General features: G+C 73.8%; 14 protein-coding genes. 7 read left to right on the forward strand and 7 right to left on the reverse strand.

Going from position 1 to position 17,234, the window contains the following annotated elements; all coding sequences use genetic code 11:
* Window positions 1-173: 173 nt before the first annotated feature.
* Entirely contained in the window at window positions 174-596 is a 423-nt protein-coding gene (locus AB0M11_RS09420) for a subtilase-type protease inhibitor (protein ID WP_365703130.1), read from the reverse strand.
* 326 nt (window positions 597-922) lie between these two features.
* Between AB0M11_RS09420 and AB0M11_RS09425 the strand changes: the two genes are divergently transcribed.
* Window positions 923-1,453 (forward strand): hypothetical protein, encoded by a 531-nt coding sequence (locus AB0M11_RS09425; protein WP_365703132.1) that lies wholly within the window; start codon window positions 923-925, stop codon window positions 1,451-1,453.
* 41 nt (window positions 1,454-1,494) lie between these two features.
* Here AB0M11_RS09425 and AB0M11_RS09430 read toward each other — a convergent pair whose 3' ends face one another.
* The 3 genes from AB0M11_RS09430 to AB0M11_RS09440 all read right to left on the reverse strand — a co-directional run bounded on the left by AB0M11_RS09430 (window position 1,495) and on the right by AB0M11_RS09440 (window position 4,226).
* Window positions 1,495-3,138, reverse strand: a complete 1,644-nt coding sequence (locus AB0M11_RS09430) for an RICIN domain-containing protein (protein WP_365703134.1) — start codon at window positions 3,136-3,138, stop codon at window positions 1,495-1,497.
* A 467-nt stretch (window positions 3,139-3,605) separates the two neighbouring features.
* On the reverse strand, window positions 3,606-3,983 hold the full coding sequence (locus AB0M11_RS09435) for a toxin Doc (protein ID WP_365703136.1): 378 nt from the start codon (window positions 3,981-3,983) through the stop codon (window positions 3,606-3,608).
* Between the two features lie 3 nt (window positions 3,984-3,986).
* Window positions 3,987-4,226 (reverse strand): hypothetical protein, encoded by a 240-nt coding sequence (locus AB0M11_RS09440; protein WP_365703138.1) that lies wholly within the window; start codon window positions 4,224-4,226, stop codon window positions 3,987-3,989.
* Window positions 4,227-4,726: 500 nt separating this feature from the next.
* Between AB0M11_RS09440 and AB0M11_RS09445 the strand changes: the two genes are divergently transcribed.
* Window positions 4,727-7,114, forward strand: coding sequence for a SpoIIE family protein phosphatase (locus AB0M11_RS09445; protein WP_365703140.1), 2,388 nt, complete (start codon window positions 4,727-4,729; stop codon window positions 7,112-7,114).
* Window positions 7,115-7,121: 7 nt separating this feature from the next.
* Here AB0M11_RS09445 and helR read toward each other — a convergent pair whose 3' ends face one another.
* From helR to AB0M11_RS09460, 3 genes are all read right to left on the reverse strand, one after another.
* Entirely contained in the window at window positions 7,122-9,293 is a 2,172-nt protein-coding gene (gene helR, locus AB0M11_RS09450; RefSeq protein WP_365703142.1) for an RNA polymerase recycling motor ATPase HelR, read from the reverse strand.
* Window positions 9,294-9,690: 397 nt separating this feature from the next.
* Complete coding sequence (locus AB0M11_RS09455) at window positions 9,691-10,890, reverse strand: glycosyltransferase (RefSeq protein ID WP_365703144.1); 1,200 nt, start codon at window positions 10,888-10,890, stop codon at window positions 9,691-9,693.
* A 191-nt stretch (window positions 10,891-11,081) separates the two neighbouring features.
* A complete protein-coding gene (locus AB0M11_RS09460) occupies window positions 11,082-11,630 on the reverse strand; it encodes an RNA polymerase sigma factor (RefSeq protein ID WP_365703146.1) in 549 nt (182 codons plus the stop codon).
* 47 nt (window positions 11,631-11,677) lie between these two features.
* Here AB0M11_RS09460 and AB0M11_RS09465 point away from each other — a divergent pair, with 47 nt between their 5' ends.
* The 5 genes from AB0M11_RS09465 to AB0M11_RS09485 all read left to right on the forward strand — a co-directional run bounded on the left by AB0M11_RS09465 (window position 11,678) and on the right by AB0M11_RS09485 (window position 17,232).
* Window positions 11,678-13,075 (forward strand): serine/threonine-protein kinase, encoded by a 1,398-nt coding sequence (locus AB0M11_RS09465; protein WP_365703148.1) that lies wholly within the window; start codon window positions 11,678-11,680, stop codon window positions 13,073-13,075.
* A gap of 126 nt (window positions 13,076-13,201) precedes the next feature.
* Window positions 13,202-13,906, forward strand: a complete 705-nt coding sequence (locus tag AB0M11_RS09470; protein WP_365703150.1) for a DUF4232 domain-containing protein — start codon at window positions 13,202-13,204, stop codon at window positions 13,904-13,906.
* Between the two features lie 218 nt (window positions 13,907-14,124).
* On the forward strand, window positions 14,125-15,381 hold the full coding sequence (locus AB0M11_RS09475) for a hypothetical protein (protein ID WP_365703152.1): 1,257 nt from the start codon (window positions 14,125-14,127) through the stop codon (window positions 15,379-15,381).
* Window positions 15,382-15,449: 68 nt separating this feature from the next.
* Complete coding sequence (locus AB0M11_RS09480; RefSeq protein WP_365703342.1) at window positions 15,450-16,709, forward strand: arsenic transporter; 1,260 nt, start codon at window positions 15,450-15,452, stop codon at window positions 16,707-16,709.
* A gap of 34 nt (window positions 16,710-16,743) precedes the next feature.
* Window positions 16,744-17,232 (forward strand): acyl carrier protein, encoded by a 489-nt coding sequence (locus AB0M11_RS09485; RefSeq protein ID WP_365703154.1) that lies wholly within the window; start codon window positions 16,744-16,746, stop codon window positions 17,230-17,232.
* The last annotated feature ends 2 nt before the right edge of the window (window positions 17,233-17,234 follow it).

Raw genomic sequence — 17,234 nt, forward strand, 5'->3', positions numbered from 1 at the left:
CCGGCGTTCCCCGGGACGGGAACGCCAGGGAGCGGCGTTGATGCCAGGGATCGGCGGGCGGCCCCACTCCGTCCGTCCGACCCCCGTCACGAGATCACAGGTTCCCGCTCCAGTGGCCGCACTCCCCAGTTGCGGACCTGTCCGGCAGTCACGAGGACCGTGCGATCCCGGGCTCAGAAGGCGAAGACGCTCGCCCCGTAGGCGTCCCTCATGCACTGGTTGCCGAAGGTGTGCTCGTAGGAGACCCGCTTGCCCTGCCAGACACCCTGGACCGTGACCACGACAGGGTCGTAGAGCTTGGTGCACCACACCTCGGACCTGGGCGCCAGTGCGTCGAAGTCACCGCCCGCGCCGCGCAGTTCGGCGCAGGCCTCGGCGGCGGCCGGGTGGGTCCCGGAGGCGCTCGGGGCGCAGTTCAGGGTGACGGCGCGCTCGGGCGTGGCGGTGGCCGCGTCTGTGCCGTGGCCGGTGGTGAGCACCAGGGCCGAGGGGGCGTAGAGCGAGCTCGGGGCGGCGCCGGCGGCCCCGGTGAGGGGTCCGCAGACGGCGACGGCCGCAAGGCCGAGGGTCGCTGCCCAGCGCGCGGTGGTTCGCATTGTGTGCATCCTTCCGCTCGATTCGACGGGTGCCGCCCCGCGACCCGGTGGGTGCCGGGGACGGCGGGCGCCACTCTGCCGAGTCCGCCGCCGAAACACACATCCGACCCACAGGTTTCAGTAACCTTGCGTATTGAATCAGTGGCGCGAAGTCACAGAATTCGACCGTGTCGACCGCACAACGGAGCGGTTCTTGATCGGCCGAAGCCGCTGGATGGCCGGATCGCACCGCCTCGTTAATCGTCCTGAAACATTCCGCTTCCGCTGTGGGCGGACTTCCCCGGCAAGCCCTTGCCTTCCCACCCCGACGGAGTAATCGTCATTACATGATTACTCAAGAGCAGCGAGACAGGGTGCGCGGCTGGTTCACCGGCCGCCTGCCCGACGGCCTCTTCGAGGAACTGGTCGAGGTCACGGTCGACCGCGAGGAGATCACCGTCATCGGACGCGTGCCGGCTCCCGGGCTCGCGGACGACGCGTCGGACGCCGAGCGGGAGTCGGCTGTGCAGGGCCGGATCCAGGAGTTCCGGGAGCGCACCCGTCAGGCCCGGATGGACGTGGCCGGGGAGGCGGAGCACCAGTTCCGGCGCAAGGTCTCCTGGGGCGTGGAGTGCGCCGGGCAGCGGGCTCTCTTCACCCACCTGGCCGCGCCGGTGATGACCCGGCTGCGCCAGCCGGAGCGCCAGGTGCTGGACACGCTGATCGCCGGTGGTGTGGCGCGCAGCCGCAGCGAGGCGCTGGCCTGGTGCGTGCGGCTGGTGCAGCGGCACACGGACGACTGGCTGACCGAACTGCGGGAGTCACTGGAGCACGTCGAGCGCGTCCGGGCACAGGGCCCGGACGGCGACGAGGACTGAACCGGCGGCGCCCCCAAGGAGCGCGGCGGACGGCGGAGCGCTCAGTGTCCGGCCAGTTCCGCCGGCTGCGCGGAGGGGCCGCCGGTTCCGGCGATGGAGAGGGAACCGCGGCTCCGGGAGGGGGCCGGGGTGTCGGTCAGCCAGCGCTGGCCGCTGGTGTGGTCGCGGACCTTGACCACGATGTCCGACCCGGGGTCCACACCGCCCGTGGCCAGGGCGAGGGTCTCGTCCCAGCGGGGCAGCAACTCACCCTGGACGGTGAGGTCGTAGCGCACGTCCTTGCCGCGCTCGGCACCGGCCGCGGCACAGGTGCCGAGGATGACCACACCGGCGTCCGCGTGCGAGTCCAGGCACAGGTCCTTGCCGGCCGCGCTGCGCAGTTCGCCGTCGCTCTCGTAGGTCCACTGCTGGGTCGAGGCCGAGGAGCACACGGCGAGCACGACGCTCGCCCCCGCCGCCGGGTCGCCGTTGATGTCCAGGCAGAGCTGGGCGGCGGCGTTGCGCAGCCGGGTCGTGTGGTCGGTGGCGGGCAGACCCGCGGTTCCGGAGGTGGGTCCGGAGGTGGGTGTCGCCTCGGGCTCGGAGTCGCCGGGGACCAGGCCCGAGGTGGCCACGGCATCGCTGCCGTCGCCGCCTCCGGACAGCGTGCTGACGGCGAGGACGGAGGCGAGCAGTCCCGCGCCGGCCACGCCGACACTGGTCAGCAGCGTCTTCGACGACCAGGAGCCGGGCGGGCGGCGCACCCCCACGGGGATGCGGGCGAGGATCCGGTTCCGCGCGACCGCGCGGCGGCGCCCGCCGCCTCCGGCGCGCCGGGCGGCCGCGCGGGTGACGACGACTTCCTGGCTGCCCTTGCGGCCCGGACGCGAGTCGAGGTAGCGGCGGGCTCCCCAGCCGAGCACCGCCTCCACGAGCAGCACGTCCAGACCGCCCTCCACGTGGCCGAGTTGTTCGGCGGCGGCCCGGCAGTACGGGCACTGCGCCAAGTGCTCCTGGACGTCCGGCAGCAGGGCGCCGCCGCGCCGGATCGGCACGTCGAGCAACCGGTTGTAGTAGCGGCACTCCTGCGACGGCGCGAGATCCCGGTGGGCGCGGACACAGCCTTCGCGGAATTTCTCCCGGGCGTCCTCGAGGGCCGCCGACGCGGTTGCCGTGTCCATGCCCAACAGACCGGCCGGTACGGTTATCGGTTCCGCCTCCACCTCGGCATGCCAGAGCAGGCTCTGGGCGAGCGCCGGAAGACCCAGGAATGAACGCTCCGCGAGGGTGCGGTTTTCCGGTGTCAGGGTCTTCGCGGCACGCATACCGCGGCCGCCGGCCGGTTTCCCGAGGTCCGGCAGAACCTCCGCTATTCGGTCCTCCGCGGACCAGTTGGCCACCGTGTCGCGCACGGAGACCAGCAGGCGCGGCCGGATCGCGTCCGCCGTCTCGCCGAGGGCCACCCGGTCCAGGACCTGGTGAAAGGCGGCCGCCGCGACCATGTGCGCGATGGGCCCGGAGACGGCGAGGCAGATGGCCGCGTACTCCTGGACGGGTCGCCAGTGCCGGGCCATGAGCAGCGCGGCGGACCGGGAGGCCTCGATGTCGGATCCGGCGCGCAGCGGGGCGGCCAGGGACTCGTCGGACTCCCCCACACCACCGCCCGGCGGCGGAAAGGGGGGACGAGGCGGCTGGGGGGTGGACACGGAGCGGGTTCCTTTGGTGCGGTGGTGCGAGCCTTCTTCGGTGCGCCTGCGGGGAGCGGGAATTCACCGACGCGGTGTCGGTCGCGTTCCCCAACTGCCGAAATGGACCAGGCCATTAACCCCGCGCGGGCATTCACCCTCGCACAAGTCTCACACAAGCAACAAGGCACCCGTACAACATCGACAGCATTGACAGAAAGTCAGAAAGGCAGCGGGGGCTGTTGCCCCTTCCCGGCCGTATTCACCTTTCCGCGCTCCCCGTGTGAACCGCTCACCCGTGCCAGCCCCGTGCGCACACTCCCGGACCGCGCGCACGGGTGGTCCACTGAGGTCCGGCCCTCCTCGGAGGCCCCGCGCGGAACGGCGGCTCTTCCGTGCGAAACAGGCCGCCGGCCCCGTTCCTCCCGCCCTCGGCCGGCGGCCCCGAGGGCCGCGGGGGCGGCTCTCCCTGCGTGTCCGGGCAGGTGTCAGAGCTGCCAGGAACGGAGCCGGTCCGCCGCCGCGTAGACGTCGGCCTTGCCGCTCGTCAGGTCATGGGCGAGGTCGACGAGAGCGCCGTGGGGCGGGTCGACACCCACGCCGCTGACGCGCAGATAGGCCACGGCGGTCGCGCAGGCGAACCGGGCGTTGGCCGAGGGCAGCGGCTTGAGCAGGGCGAGGGTGTGCAGCAGGGCGGCGGCCCGCCAGGCCGCGTCGGAGTCCACGCCGAGCCGGGGCGGGTCGACCCGGTGCCGGGCGACGGCGGCCACCAGCGCGGAGAGGTCGTCGACGGCGGCCTGCTCCGGCAGCACCTCCTCGTGGCGCTGGAGCAGCCAAGGCACGTCGATATGGATGACCGGCGGCATGGCTCAGGCGGCCTCGCCCTTCGCGGGCGGCTCGTCGTCGGGGAACGCGGCGGCGAACTCGGCGGCGTGGGCCGCGAAGAACCGGCGGAACTCCTCCGCCCCCTCCTTCAGGGCACGGTGCCGGGCGATGCCGGCGGCGGCCGCCTCCCGGACGAGCGCCTTCATGGACGTACCGCGCTCCTTGGCCATCTGCCGGAGGTCCTCAAGTTCGCGGTCGCTGAACTCCACGTTGAGAGCTGGCATGCCCGTCACCGTACCGCGCGGGTACTCCACCGTACATCCCCACAGGCCAAGGCGGACACGCCACGGTACCGACGGACCCTGCGGGCAGCTCCGACGGCCGCCCGTCGTCGGCTCCGGCGGGCCAAACGCCGCGCGCGGCGAAGGAGATGCGGTGCCCGGCGACCACGAGTGACCGTCGCCGCGCGGCTGTCCCTCATCGGCGCCCGGAGTTTCTCACAACTGAGCGCTTCGGAGCGGAATCTGACGCAGTGACATGTCCGTGGGCCAAGGGGACGTGAGAGCTGGGGAGACGTCGGCCACGAGGACGTCGGCCCGGGGAGAACGGAGAGCCTCCCCCGGCTCCTTTCGTCCCGCCGGCCGGTCTCCGTTCGGCGCTCCGGACGGTTCCGGCCCCGACCGACCGGCCACCGCCGCTTGCCGGTCACGGGAGGGTCGGAAGCACTACCCTGAACGCGAGTGGTGCACCTGTTGACGGTGAGTGTGCGCTGGGGAGTGGCGAGATGAGCCGGGTCTATCCGTTCGACGATGCGGCGACGGCCCGAGCTGTCATCGGCGAGGACGGCACGCTGACCGAGTGGAACGAGGGCGCGCGCAGGCTCCTCGGCCACCCGGCCGACGAGGTCGTGGGCCGCCCCGCGGCATTCCTGCTCGCCGGGGACGTGGCCCGGCGCGCCCCCGTCGGCGCACGCTGGGACGGCACCCTGGAACTCCGCCACCGGGACGGCCGTACGATCCCGGTCTGGCTGCTCGCGCACCACAACGCGGCGCGCGACGAGAAGCCCGCGCACTGGCTGGTGGTCTCCCCGCTGCGCGAGGGCGGACCGCACACCCCGGAGGATCCGCTGGCGACGGCGGCGCTGACCCAGTCGCCGTGCGCCATCGCGGTCTACGACGAGCAGCTCCGGCTGCGCCGGGTGAACGACGCGATGGCCGAGGTCATCGGGCTGCCCGAAGGGCGCATCAGAGGGCTGCGGATCACCGAGATCGGCGGCAAGCCGGAGAGCGCGGACCTGGAGCGGAGCATGCTCCGGGTGCTGGCCTCGGGCCGGCCGCTGGACGTCCAGACGTACATGCGCACCGGCGGCGAGGACCGGGCGCACGCCTGGCTGGCCCGGATGGCACCGATCACCGACGCCACCGGGCGGGTGCGCGGCGTGAGCCTCGCCGCCCACGACTTCACCGAGAACTACCTGGCCAGGCAGCGGCTCCAGCTGGTCAACGCGGCGAGCGTGCGGATCGGCAGCACCCTCGACGTCACCCGTACGGCTCAGGAGCTGGCGGACGTCTGCGTCCCCGCCCTCGCCGATCTGGTCACCGTCGACCTGCTCGACCCGCCGGAGAACGGCGGCGACCACCCGGTCCGGCTCACCGCGCCGGTGACCCTGCGCCGCACCGCCCACCAGTCCGTGCTGCCCGGCGTCCCGGAGGCGGTGCTCAAGCCCGGCCAGACCGAGGTCTACCCGGCCCGCTCGCCGCAGGCAGACTCGCTGACCGCGGGGCGCACCGTCGCGGTCTCGGTGGCCTCCGGCGAGCTGGACCAGTTCCTGACCTCGAACAGGCTCCGCGGGGAGCGGGTGCGCGAGTTCGGCGTGCACGCCTCGATGTCCGTGCCCATCCAGGCCCGCGGCACCACCCTGGGGGTCGCGGTCTTCCGGCGGCACCGGCGGCTCGACCCCTTCGGCCCGGACGACATGCTGCTCGCCGAGGAGATCACGGCGCGGGCCGCCGTCTGCATCGACAACGCCCGCCGCTACTCGCGCGAGCGGGAGACCGCGCTGGCCCTGCAGCGCAGTCTGCTGCCGCGGACGCTGCCGAGCACCGCGGCCCTGCAGGCCGCCTCCCGGTACCTGCCGGCGGCGCGGGCCGGGGTGGGCGGCGACTGGTTCGACGTGATCCCGCTGTCGGGGCTGCGGGTCGCCATGGTCGTCGGAGACGTCGTCGGTCACGGCGTGCAGGCCTCCGCGACCATGGGCCGGCTGCGGACCGCGGTGCGCACCCTGGCCGACATCGACCTGGCCCCCGACGAACTGCTCACCCACCTCGACGACCTGGTGCTCCGGCTCTCGGCCGAGCAGGGCGGCGAAGGCAGCCCCGGCGAGGTCGGCGCGACCTGCCTGTACGCCGTCTACGACCCGGTGACACGGCGTTGCACGCTGGCCCGCGCCGGGCACCCGCCGCCCGTCCTGCTGCGCCCCGGCCACCGGCCCCACCAGCTGGACCTGCCCGCCGGTCCCCCGCTGGGTCTGGGCGGGCTGCCCTTCGAGTCGGCCGAGGTGACGCTGGACGAGGGCACGGTGCTGGCGCTGTTCACGGACGGTCTGATCACCTCACGGCACCGGGACCCGGACACCGGCCGCCGCCTGCTGCACGAGGCACTGGCGGCGTACAGCGACTCCCTGGACGAGACGTGCGACCGGATCCTGCACGCCCTGCTGCCGTCGGGCGGCGCGGCCGACGACGTGGCCCTGCTGCTGGCCCGCACCCGGGGCCTGCCCGCGGAGCGGGTGGCGTCCTGGGACATCCCCGCCGACCCGGCCCTGGTGGCGCCGATCCGCAAGCAGGTCGTGGAGCGGCTCGACATGTGGAACCTGAGCATGGCCGCGTTCACCGCGGAGCTGGTGGTCAGCGAACTGGTCACCAACGCCATCCGCTACGGCGCCCACCCCATCCGGCTCCGGCTCATCCACGACGCGACCACCCTGATCTGCGAGGTCTCCGACGCCAGCCACACCGCCCCGCACCTGCGCCGGGCCAAGACCTGGGACGAGGGCGGCCGCGGTCTGCTGCTGGTGGCCCAGCTGACCCAGCGCTGGGGCACCAGGCACACCGCGGAGGGCAAGACCATCTGGGCCGAGCTCTCCCTCCACGAGGACGACGTCCTCCCGTAATGGCCGGTCAGCCGCTCGTCAGGACGACCAGCTGCCGGGTCGCGCGGGTCATCGCGACGTAGCGGTCGACAGCACCCGCGACGCCCGTGCCGAACCTCTCGGGATCGACGAGCACGACCAGGTCGAATTCGAGCCCCTTCGACAGCTCCGGGGTGAGCGAGGCGACCCGGGGCGTCGGGGTGAAGCGGGGCTCGCCGATCACGCAGGCGACACCCTCCGCGTGCTCGGCGAGCCAGGTGCCGAGGATGCGGTCCAGCTCCGCCGCGGATCCGTGGACCACGGGCAGCCCGCCGGCGCGGATGGAGGCCGGCACGTTGGCGTCCGGCAGCACGGCCCGGATGACCGGCTCCGCCTCGGCCATGATCTCCTCCGGGGTGCGGTAGTTGATGCTGAGCGAGGCCAGCTCGACGCGGTCGAAGCCGACCCGTGCCAGCCGTTCCCGCCAGCTCTCGGGGAACCCGTGCCGGGCCTGGGCGCGGTCGCCGACGATGGTGAAGCTGCGGGACGGGCAGCGCAGCAGCAGCATCTGCCATTCCGCGTCGGTGAGTTCCTGGGCCTCGTCGACGACGATGTGCGCGAACGGGCCGGCCAGCTGGTCCGGGGTGGCGGTGGGCAGTTCCGACTCGTCGACCAGGCTCACCTTGGCGTCCTCGCCGCGGAGCATCCGCACCAGGCCCTCGCCGTCGTCCCCGTCGGCGCCGGAGTCGGCGGCGGCCCCGATCAGGTTGTCCACGACCTGCGCCATGCGCTCGCGCTGGGCGGCGAGGACGGCCTCGTGCCGCTGCCTGCGCCGCGCCGTCTCAGGGTCACCGAGCCGCTGCCGGGCCGCGTCCAGGAGCGGCAGGTCCGAGACGGTCCAGGCCCGCGGGTCCGCGCGCTGCAGCAGCCGGACCTCGTCGCGGTCCAGCCACGGGGCGCACAGCCGCAGGTAGGCGGGCACGGACCACAGGTCGGAGACCAGGTCGGCCGCCTCCAGCAGCGGCCAGGCGCCGTTCAGGGTGTCGGCCAGCTCCGCGTCCTGCCGCAGCGACCTGCGGAACTCCTCGGGCGGGACCTCGTCGCCGTCGTACTTGTCCAGCAGGATGGCGCCCAGTTCCTCCCAGATCTGCTCGCGGGCCTCGTTGTGCGGGGTGCCGGGGGCCGGTGCCCGGAACGCGTCGGCCCAGTCGTCGGCGCTCAGCGGGAGGTCGGCCCAGGCGGTGGTGACCGTCATGCCCCGGGCGGGCGGCTCCTCGTAGAAGCGGACGGCCGTCTCGATCGCCCGGACCAGGTTGGCGGACGACTTCAGGCGGGCCACCTCCGGGTCGGCCTCGGGCTCCGCGTCCGCGCCCTCGTCGACGAGGTCCCGCAGGACGCAGGTCTGCACGCCCTCCTCACCGAGGCTCGGCAGGACGTCGGAGACGTAGTTCAGGTAGGGCCGGTGCGGGCCGACGAAGAGCACCCCGCCGCGCCGGTGGCCGAGACGCGGGTCGGCATAGAGGAGGTGGGCCGTGCGGTGCAGGGCCACCACCGTCTTGCCGGTGCCGGGGCCGCCGTCCACGACCAGGGCGCCGCGGGAGCCCGCGCGGATGATGGCGTCCTGATCGGCCTGGATGGTGGCGAGTACGTCACGCATCCGCTCCGACCGGTCGGCGCCCAGTCCGGCGATGAACGCGGACTGGTCGTCGAGAGCGGCGTGGCCGTCGAGCCCGTCGGCGGTGAACACCTCGTCCCAGTAGTCGCTGATCCGGCCGTCCTGCCACCGGTACCTGCGGCGGCTGATCAGCCCCATCGGGTCCGCGTGGGTCGCCGCGAAGAACGGCTCGGCCGCGGGCGACCGCCAGTCGATCAGCAGCCGGCGGCCCGTGCTGTCGGTGAGGCCGAGCCGGCCGACGTACACGGGCTCGGCATCGTCGGCGCCGACCATGCGGCCCAGGCAGAGGTCGAGGCCGAAGCGGCGCAGGATGCGCAGCCGTGCGGTCAGCCGGTGCACCTCCAGGTCCCGGTCCATCGCCGCCCGGCCGGTGCCGCCCGGCGCCCTGAGCTCGGTGTCGAGGCGGTCGGACAGCTCGGCGACCGACCGCGCGAGGCACTCCGCCACGGCGGCCAGGTGCCGTTCGTCCACGGCGATCAGGGCCGGGTCGGCCTTGGCGGAGAGGTTCGCGGGCAGGTCGAAGGCGCCGGTGGTCAGGGGGTTCAATGCATCAGCTCCATGGGGAGGCCGTACGACGGTGAACACGCACGGCGGTACGTCCGCGAGAACGGGACGAACGTGGGGGCGGGACGAACACGGGGGCGGGGACGGCGACCACCGTCGCGGGGACGGAGGCGCCGTCGCGGGGCCGGCGACCCATCGCCGGGAGGGCAGGGAGGGGAGGGGAACGCCGTCGCCGGGACGGGGACCGCCATCACGTGACGGAGGTCCACCGGACGGGAATCGCGGTCATGCGGACGGGACGTCGCGCGGACGGGACTGCCGTCCACACGGAGGGGAAGGCCGCCGTCGTGCGGACGGGTACGCCGTCGTGGGGACAGCGGCCGTCGGCCACGGGATGGAGGCCGGTCGCGGCAGGGAGCGGTGCGCCGGCCTGTGCCGGTCAGGCGCCGTCGAGGAGGAGCCGGGCGGCCACGGTCGCTCCGTCGGTGCGCAGCGTGCCCGCGACGGCGGTGGCACGGGCCCGGGTGTCCGGGGCGAGGGCGACGGCGAGCGCGGCCGCGAGCGAGTCGACGGTCGGGACCGGGCCGTCGTGGGCCGCGCCGATGCCCAGTGCGGCCACCCGGGCGGCCCAGTGCGGCTGGTCCACGATCTGCGGGACGACCACCTGCGGCACCCCGGCCACGGCGGCCGTCGTCGTGGTCCCCGCGCCCCCGTGGTGGACGACGGCCGCGACCCGGCGGAACAGCGCCTGGTGGTTGACCTCGCCGACGGCGAGGCAGTCGTCGTCTGCGTCCGCGGCCAGGTCCGCCCAGCCGCCCGCGACCAGCACCCGGTGGCCCTGGGCGCGCACCGCCTCGACGGCCACCCGGGCGGCGTCCGGCGCCCCGCGCATGGCCATGCTGCCGAAGCCGACGTACACCGGCGGAGCGCCGGCCTCCAGGAAGTCCACGAGGTCGGCGGGGAGCGGGCGGTCGTCGGGCAGCAGCCACGCGCCGGTCTGCACCAGATCGAGGTCGGTCATGTCCTGCCAGGGGGCCAGCACCGGGTCGGCGGCCAGCCACGGCCGGTCGGTGAGGACGTGGTCCCGGACGTTGTCCACCGGAGGCAGGCCGAGGGCGGCCCGGTGCGTGTTGAGCGCCTCCCCGTACAGGGCGTTCACCCGCTCGGCGTCCACCTTCCACAGGGTCGCCAGGTCGGCGTCGGCCGGGGCCGGACGGCCCGGCCGGGCAGCCGGCGGGAACCGCGACGACGGCAGTCCGGCCGTGTGGAAGCAGGCCAGGACGTAGCGGATGCCCAGCTTCTCGGCCACCGACCGTGCACCGGCCGGCATCAGCCCGCTCGCCACCAGCGCGTCGCACCCCTCGGCCGCGGGGGCGACCGTGTCGAAGTGCGCGGCGACCAGTTCGGGCGCGAGCTTGAACGCGTCCTGCGGGGACGGATTCGGCCGGGTCACCAGCGCACGCACCGACGGTCCGAACGGCACGTGCGGTACGCCCGCACGGCCCAGCAGCTCCGCGAACTCCTCGTCCGGCGGGGCGCACACCCGCGCCTCGGCGCCGAGCCCGCGCAGCGCCACCGCGAGTCCCGCCAGCGGCTGGACGTCGCCGCGCGACCCATATCCCATCAACAGCACACGCATGTCGCAGATCCCCCCAAATACCGCTGTTCCCGGCTTCGGCCTGCGATTCTGCGGGACGAGGGGGGCCTTGCCGCAAGCCCCCCAGTGCGCTATACGTTAAAAAGGGAGAGGAGACGCGAGAGGAACTCATCCTCTCCCTGTGTCTTCTGCGGGCCGCCGATGCGCGGCCCTTTTCGCTGTCAGGGCTGCTGTCAGGACGCGCTCAGCCACGGCCGGACCTGCTTGCGCGCCTCGTGCAGCCGTGACTTCAGGGTGCCCAGCGGGATCCCCACCCGCTCGGCGACCTCGGCGTAGTCCAGCTGGCAGATGTCCCGGTAGACGAGCGGCGCGACCAGTTGCGGGTGCTCCCGTTCCAGCCGGTCCAGCGCCTCCAGCAGATCGATCCGGGACCCGGCGATCACACTCGTGGTCCGCGGGTCGACGTGCTCCGTGGGCTCGATGGCCGCCGGCTGCTCCGCCGCCCGCCGCTTCAGGTCGCGGTACTTCTGCCGGGCGCAGTTGGCGACGACCGTGTACAGCCAGGTGCTGAACCGGCTGCGGCCCTCGAAGGTCGAGATCTTCCGGGAGATCTGGAGCAGGACGTCCTGGGCCGCCTCCTCGGCGTCCTCCCGGCACGGCAGGAACCGCCCGCAGCGCCGGACGACGTCGGGCCAGACCTCGGACAGCAGCTGGTTCAGAGCCGCCTGGTCGCCGGCGGCGGCCCGCCGGGCGAGGTCTTCGGTCAGCACGGCGTCCGGCACGGGAGGTCCCCCCTGGAAGTCGATCTCAGGACAGGCATGATAGTCGTATGCAACCCCTGGAGCGGATCGGCCGCTATCGCCTCGAACGGCGCCTGGGCACCGGTGCCTTCGGGACGGTCTGGCTCGCTCACGACGACCAGCTGGACGCCCCGGTGGCGGTCAAGGTGCTCGCCGACAACTGGTCCCACCGCCTCGACGTCCACGACCGCTTCCTGTCCGAGGCACGCCTGCTGCGCCGGGCCGACTCGAAGCGGGTGGTGCAGGTCTACGACATCGGCGAACTCCCCGACGGCCGCCCGTACTTCGTGATGGAGTACGCCGACGCGGGCACGCTCGCCGATCTGCTCACGACGGGCCCGCTGCCGGTGCCCGACGCGCTGCGGCTGACGGCGCTGGCGGCGCGCGGCGCGGCGGACCTGCACGGGGCGGGGATCGTGCACCGGGACATCAAGCCGACCAACGTGCTGCTGCGCACCGCCCAGGACGGCACCCGCCGGGTGCTGCTCGCCGACCTCGGGCTGGCGAAGAGCCTGGCGCAGGCCTCGGGGCTGACGCTGGCCGCCGGGTCGGCGGGGTACCAGCCGCCGGAGCAGGCGCAGCCCGGCGCGGGCATCGACGCCCGCGCCGACGTGTACGCGCTGGGCGCGGTCGGCTACGAGCTGGTCACCGGGACCGTGCCGGCGGCACCCGGGCAGGTGATCCGGCCGGACCGGCTGCGGCCGGACCTCGGGGACGACGCGCAGCGGGCGCTGATGCGGGCCCTGGAACCGGACCGGCAGCGCCGTTGGCCGTCCGCGCAGGCCTTCGCGGACGAGCTGGACCGGCTGGCGGCGGCCGCGGCGGCCCGCCGGCCGAAACCCCTGGACGGTGTCCGCAGGCGGCTCAACGCGGTCACCCTGACCGTCGCCGCGGTCCTCGCGGCCGGGGGCACGGCCCTCGCGGTCACGATGGTCGTCCGGAACGGGTCGGCCGGGGACGAGACGCGGGTCGCCGACTCGACCGGGCGGGTGGTGGCCGAGGTGCCGTCCGCCTGGGCGGGCGAACTGCTGGACTCCGGCTGGAACCCCAAGTCCCTCGGGCTGGCCTCGGGCCACGAACCGGGCCTGGAGGTCGCCGACCGCGTGTCCGAGTGGCAGGACCTGACGGCCGCGGTGAACGGCGTGTTCATCGGCGTGAGCGAGCAGGGCGACGTCACGGCGAAGGTGGACCGGCTGTCCCACTCCGGGTGCCACTACGACGGCAGCCGCGCGTTCGCCGGCAGCGACTGGAAGGGCGGCATCCGCACCTGGAGCGCCTGCCCGGACTCCGGCGGCTCGATCCAGGAGGCGGCCCTCGTCCCGGCCGACGGCGGCGGCCGGCCGCAGGTGTACGTGCAGATACGGCAGAAGGGAACGGCCGACCGGGCCACCACGGACGGCATACTCCGGTCCCTGCGGGTCACCTGATCCGATGAATCCCGGCGTGCCCGCGAACTTTTCCGCTGCTTTTCGCATCGGATGGAGGTGACGGCGCACCGAGCGCACCGGGCACGCCTCGCGGGAGTGCCACGACATCCAGGAGTGTTGATCCACATGGCGCACACCTCCCCGTCCCTGCGGCGCGGGGCGGCCCTGCTCGCGAGCACGGTCGCCGCCCTGGGCCTGCTGACCGCCTGTGGCAACGGCGGTCAGGGCAGGTCTCCGGAGTCGGTGTCGGGCACGGCGGCGCCCGCGACCGGCAACGCGTCGAGCACGGACTCCGCGGGCGGCTCCGCGACCCCGTCCGGCACCGGGTCCTCGCCGGCCGCGCAGACCGGCGGCCCGTCGACCGGCGGCGGGTCTTCGGCCGGCGCCACCGGCACCGCCACCGCGGCCGGCGCCCGCTGCCACACCTCGGAACTGTCCGCCTCGGTGGGCCTGAACGATCCGGGGGCCGGTCAGGAGAACTTCCCGATCGTGCTCACCAACACGTCGGGCCGCACCTGCACCGTGCGCGGCTATCCCGGCGCCGCCTTCGTGAACGCCGGCGGCGCCCAGCTCGGCCCCGACCCGCAGCGGGCGTCGGGCGGCACCGCGGCGACGGTCACCCTCAAGCCGGGCCAGAGCGCCTGGGCGGGGCTGAGCTTCTCCAACCCCGAGGTGAGCGGCGCCAAGACCGCGACACCGGCCGCGCTGCTGGTCACCCCGCCGGACGAGAAGGACCCGCTGCGGGTCACCTGGACGAACGGCGCGGTCCCCGTCTCCGGGAACGCCTCCTCGGTGCGCCTGAACGTGTTCAGCGCCGGCACCGGCGCCTGACCGCCTCCTGACCGGACCCCGCTGCCCTCTTCCCGGGCAGCGGGGTCCGGTCATGTCCGGGCCACGACTGTCAGTTCGTCATGTCCGGGCCACGACTGTCACAGGCGTGCAACACGCGCGGCCGGCTCCGATCTTTTCCGCCGGACCGCCCATCGAACCCGTCGACCACACAGCAGCACGGCTCCGCGAGGGGCCGGGACGACGGAATCGGGGCGGACATGAGCGGCATCTCCCGCAGGCGGGTGCTGGCGGCGGGCGCGACGGCGGGGGCCCTGGGCGCCCTCTCCGCGTGCTCGAACGGCAACTGGACCCTGGGCGGCGGCGGTTCGGCCGACGGCGTCAAGGACGGCGGCTCGAACGGGAGCACGCCGGTCAAACCGCTCAAGCTCATCGGTGACGGTTCCACCGCCGACACCGGCGCGCAGCCGCACCAGCCGAAAGCGACGCGGATGGCGGCCGGCAGCAAGCCGCCGCAGTTCGTGGTGTTCTCCTGGGACGGCGCGGGCGAGCTCAGCAACCAGCTGTTCTCGCGCTTCCGGAAGGTGGCCGCGGACCACGGCGCGAAGATGACGTTCTTCCTGTCCGGCATCTACACCCTGCCCGAGTCCAAGAAGGATCTCTACCGTCCCCCGCAGCATGCGGTGGGCGCCTCCGCGATCGGCTACCTCTCCGACCGGCACATCCACGCCACGCTCCAGCAGGTGCGCGCCGCCTGGCTGGAGGGCCACGAGATCGGCACCCACTTCAACGGGCACTTCTGCGGCTCCGACGGGGTGCGCAACTGGTCCCCCGCCGAGTGGCGCAGCGAGATCGACCAGGCCATGGCCTTCGTCACCCAGTGGAAGACGAACACCGGCTTCACCGACCTGGAGCCGCTGCCCTTCGACTACCGCAGGGAACTCGTCGGCGGCCGTACCCCGTGCCTGGAAGGCCAGGCCAACCTGCTGCCCACGGCCGCCGCGCTCGGCTGGAAGTACGACGCCTCCTCCCCCGGCGGCCTGCAGATCTGGCCGGGCAAGGTGCAGGGCAACCGCATCTGGGACTTCCCCCTGCAGTCCATACCGTTCCCCGGCCACTCGTTCCAGGTCCTGTCGATGGACTACAACATGATGTACAACCAGTCCGCCGGCAACCCGCTGGGGGACAAGAGCCGGTACGACGCCTGGCGCACCCAGGCGCGGGACAGCTACGTCGCCGGCTTCGAGCGGGCCTACACCACCAACCGGGCGCCGTTCTTCATCGGCAACCACTTCGAGCGCTGGAACGGCGGCATCTACATGGACGCCGTCGAGGAGGCGATCGGCAAGATGGCTGCCTACGACGACGTGCGCTTCGTGTCCTTCAAGCAGCTGGTGGCGTGGCTGGAGGCGCAGGACCCCGCGGTGCTGCGCAAACTGCGCACGCTGAACCCGGGGCAGGAGCCGGTGGGCGGCTGGGGCGAGTTCCTGGGCGCGGCGGGTACAAGGTCCTCGTAACCCGGTCCGTCTGCCTTCGTCTGCTTTCATGGGCGGGCCGAACCGATCACGCTGCTGAGGAACACGCCCTGAACACCCCGCTCGCCGAGACCCTGTCCGTCCTCCTGCTCGCCGCCGTCCTCGCCTGGGCCGTGATCCGGCCGCGCGGCTGGCCGGAGGCGGTGCTCGCCGTACCCGCGGCCGGGATCGTGATCGCCACCGGGGCGATCTCCCTCGACCACGCACAGGCCGAGGCCGAGCAGCTGGGCCCGGTCGTCGGTTTCCTCGCCGCGGTCCTGGTGCTCGCCCACTTCTGCGACGTGGAGGGCCTGTTCCAGGCCTGCGGCGCCTGGATGGCCCGGTGGTCGGGCGGTCGGCCGGTGCGGCTGCTGGCCGCGGTGTTCGCGCTGGCGTCCGTGATCACGGCCGTACTGAGTCTGGACGCGACGGTGGTGCTGCTGACGCCGGTGGTCTTCGCGACGGCGGCCCGGTCCGGGGTGCGGGCCAAGCCGCACGTCTACGCCTGCACACACCTGTCCAACACCGCCTCGCTGCTGCTGCCGGTGTCCAATCTGACGAACCTGCTGGCGTTCGCGGCGAGCGGGCTGAGCTTCACCCGGTTCGCGGCGCTGATGGTGCTGCCCTGGCTGGTGGCGATCGGCGCCGAGTACCTGGTGTTCCGGCGGTTCTTCGCCCGTGACCTGTCCTCCGCGGCCCCCGGTGCCGAGGAGGCCGGCGAGCCGCCCCGGCTGCCGCTGTTCGCGCTGGTGACGGTCGGGTGCACCCTGGCCGGGTTCGTGCTCACCTCCGCCGTCGGCGTCGACCCGGCGTGGGCGGCGTGTGCGGGCGCGCTGGTCCTGGCCGGGCGGGCACTGCTGCGGCGCCGGGCGACCCCGCTGACGGTGGTGAAGGCGGCCGCGCCGGCGTTCCTGGCGTTCGTGCTGGCGCTCGGGATCGTGGTGCGGGCGGTCGTGGACAACGGGCTCGCGGACGCGCTCGGCCACGTGCTGCCGGGCGGGTCCGGACTGCCGGCCCTGCTCGGCATCGCCGCGCTGGCCGCCGTCCTCGCGAACATCGTGAACAACCTGCCGGCGGTGCTGGTGCTGCTGCCGCTGGCCGCACCGGCCGGGCCGGGTGCGGTGCTGGCCGTGCTGCTCGGCGTGAACATCGGACCGAACCTCACCTACGCCGGGTCGCTCGCGACGCTGCTGTGGCGCAGGATCGTGCACCAGCACGACCACGGCGTGGACCTCGGGGAGTTCACCCGGCTGGGGCTGCTCGCCGTGCCGGCCGCGCTCTGCGGTGCGGTGGTGGCACTGTGGGGTGCTCTTCAGGTGGTCGGCAGCTGAGCCGGGACCGGGATCTGGACGGGAGGCCATGGACATGCGGGTGATCGTCTGGCTGGTCGAGGGAACCTGGCCCGCCTGTGTGGACGCGGCGCGCGGTCACGCGCACGACGCGTCCGACGTGGTGCTGCTGCACGTGGAGGAGCCGGGGGTCGCCGGGCTCGCGCACGGCGCCTTCGCGGGGCTGCTGGGCCGGGCCGGCTCGGAACCGGACCCGGAACGGCGGCTGGTGGAACTCGGCGGGACGTCCGCGGTCCGGCTGCTGGACGCGGCCGCGGACCGGCTGGGGCGGCCGTGCACCCGGCTGGAGCGGGTCGGCCGGGTCGAGCGGGAGGTGGTGGCCGCCGCGGCCGACGCGGACCTGCTGGTGCTGGCCCGGGACGGCGACCGGTCACGGCTGGGGCCGCACAGCCTCGGCAAGGCGGCGCGGTTCGTCGTCGACCACGCGCCCTGCCCGGTGCTGCTGGTGTGGCCGGAGGGCGCGCCCGGCCTGACGACGATGCCGCCCCCGCCGCCGCGTCCTTGAGG

It is taken from the genome of Streptomyces sp. NPDC051987 (genome assembly GCF_040680735.1).
Classification (GTDB): domain Bacteria; phylum Actinomycetota; class Actinomycetes; order Streptomycetales; family Streptomycetaceae; genus Streptomyces.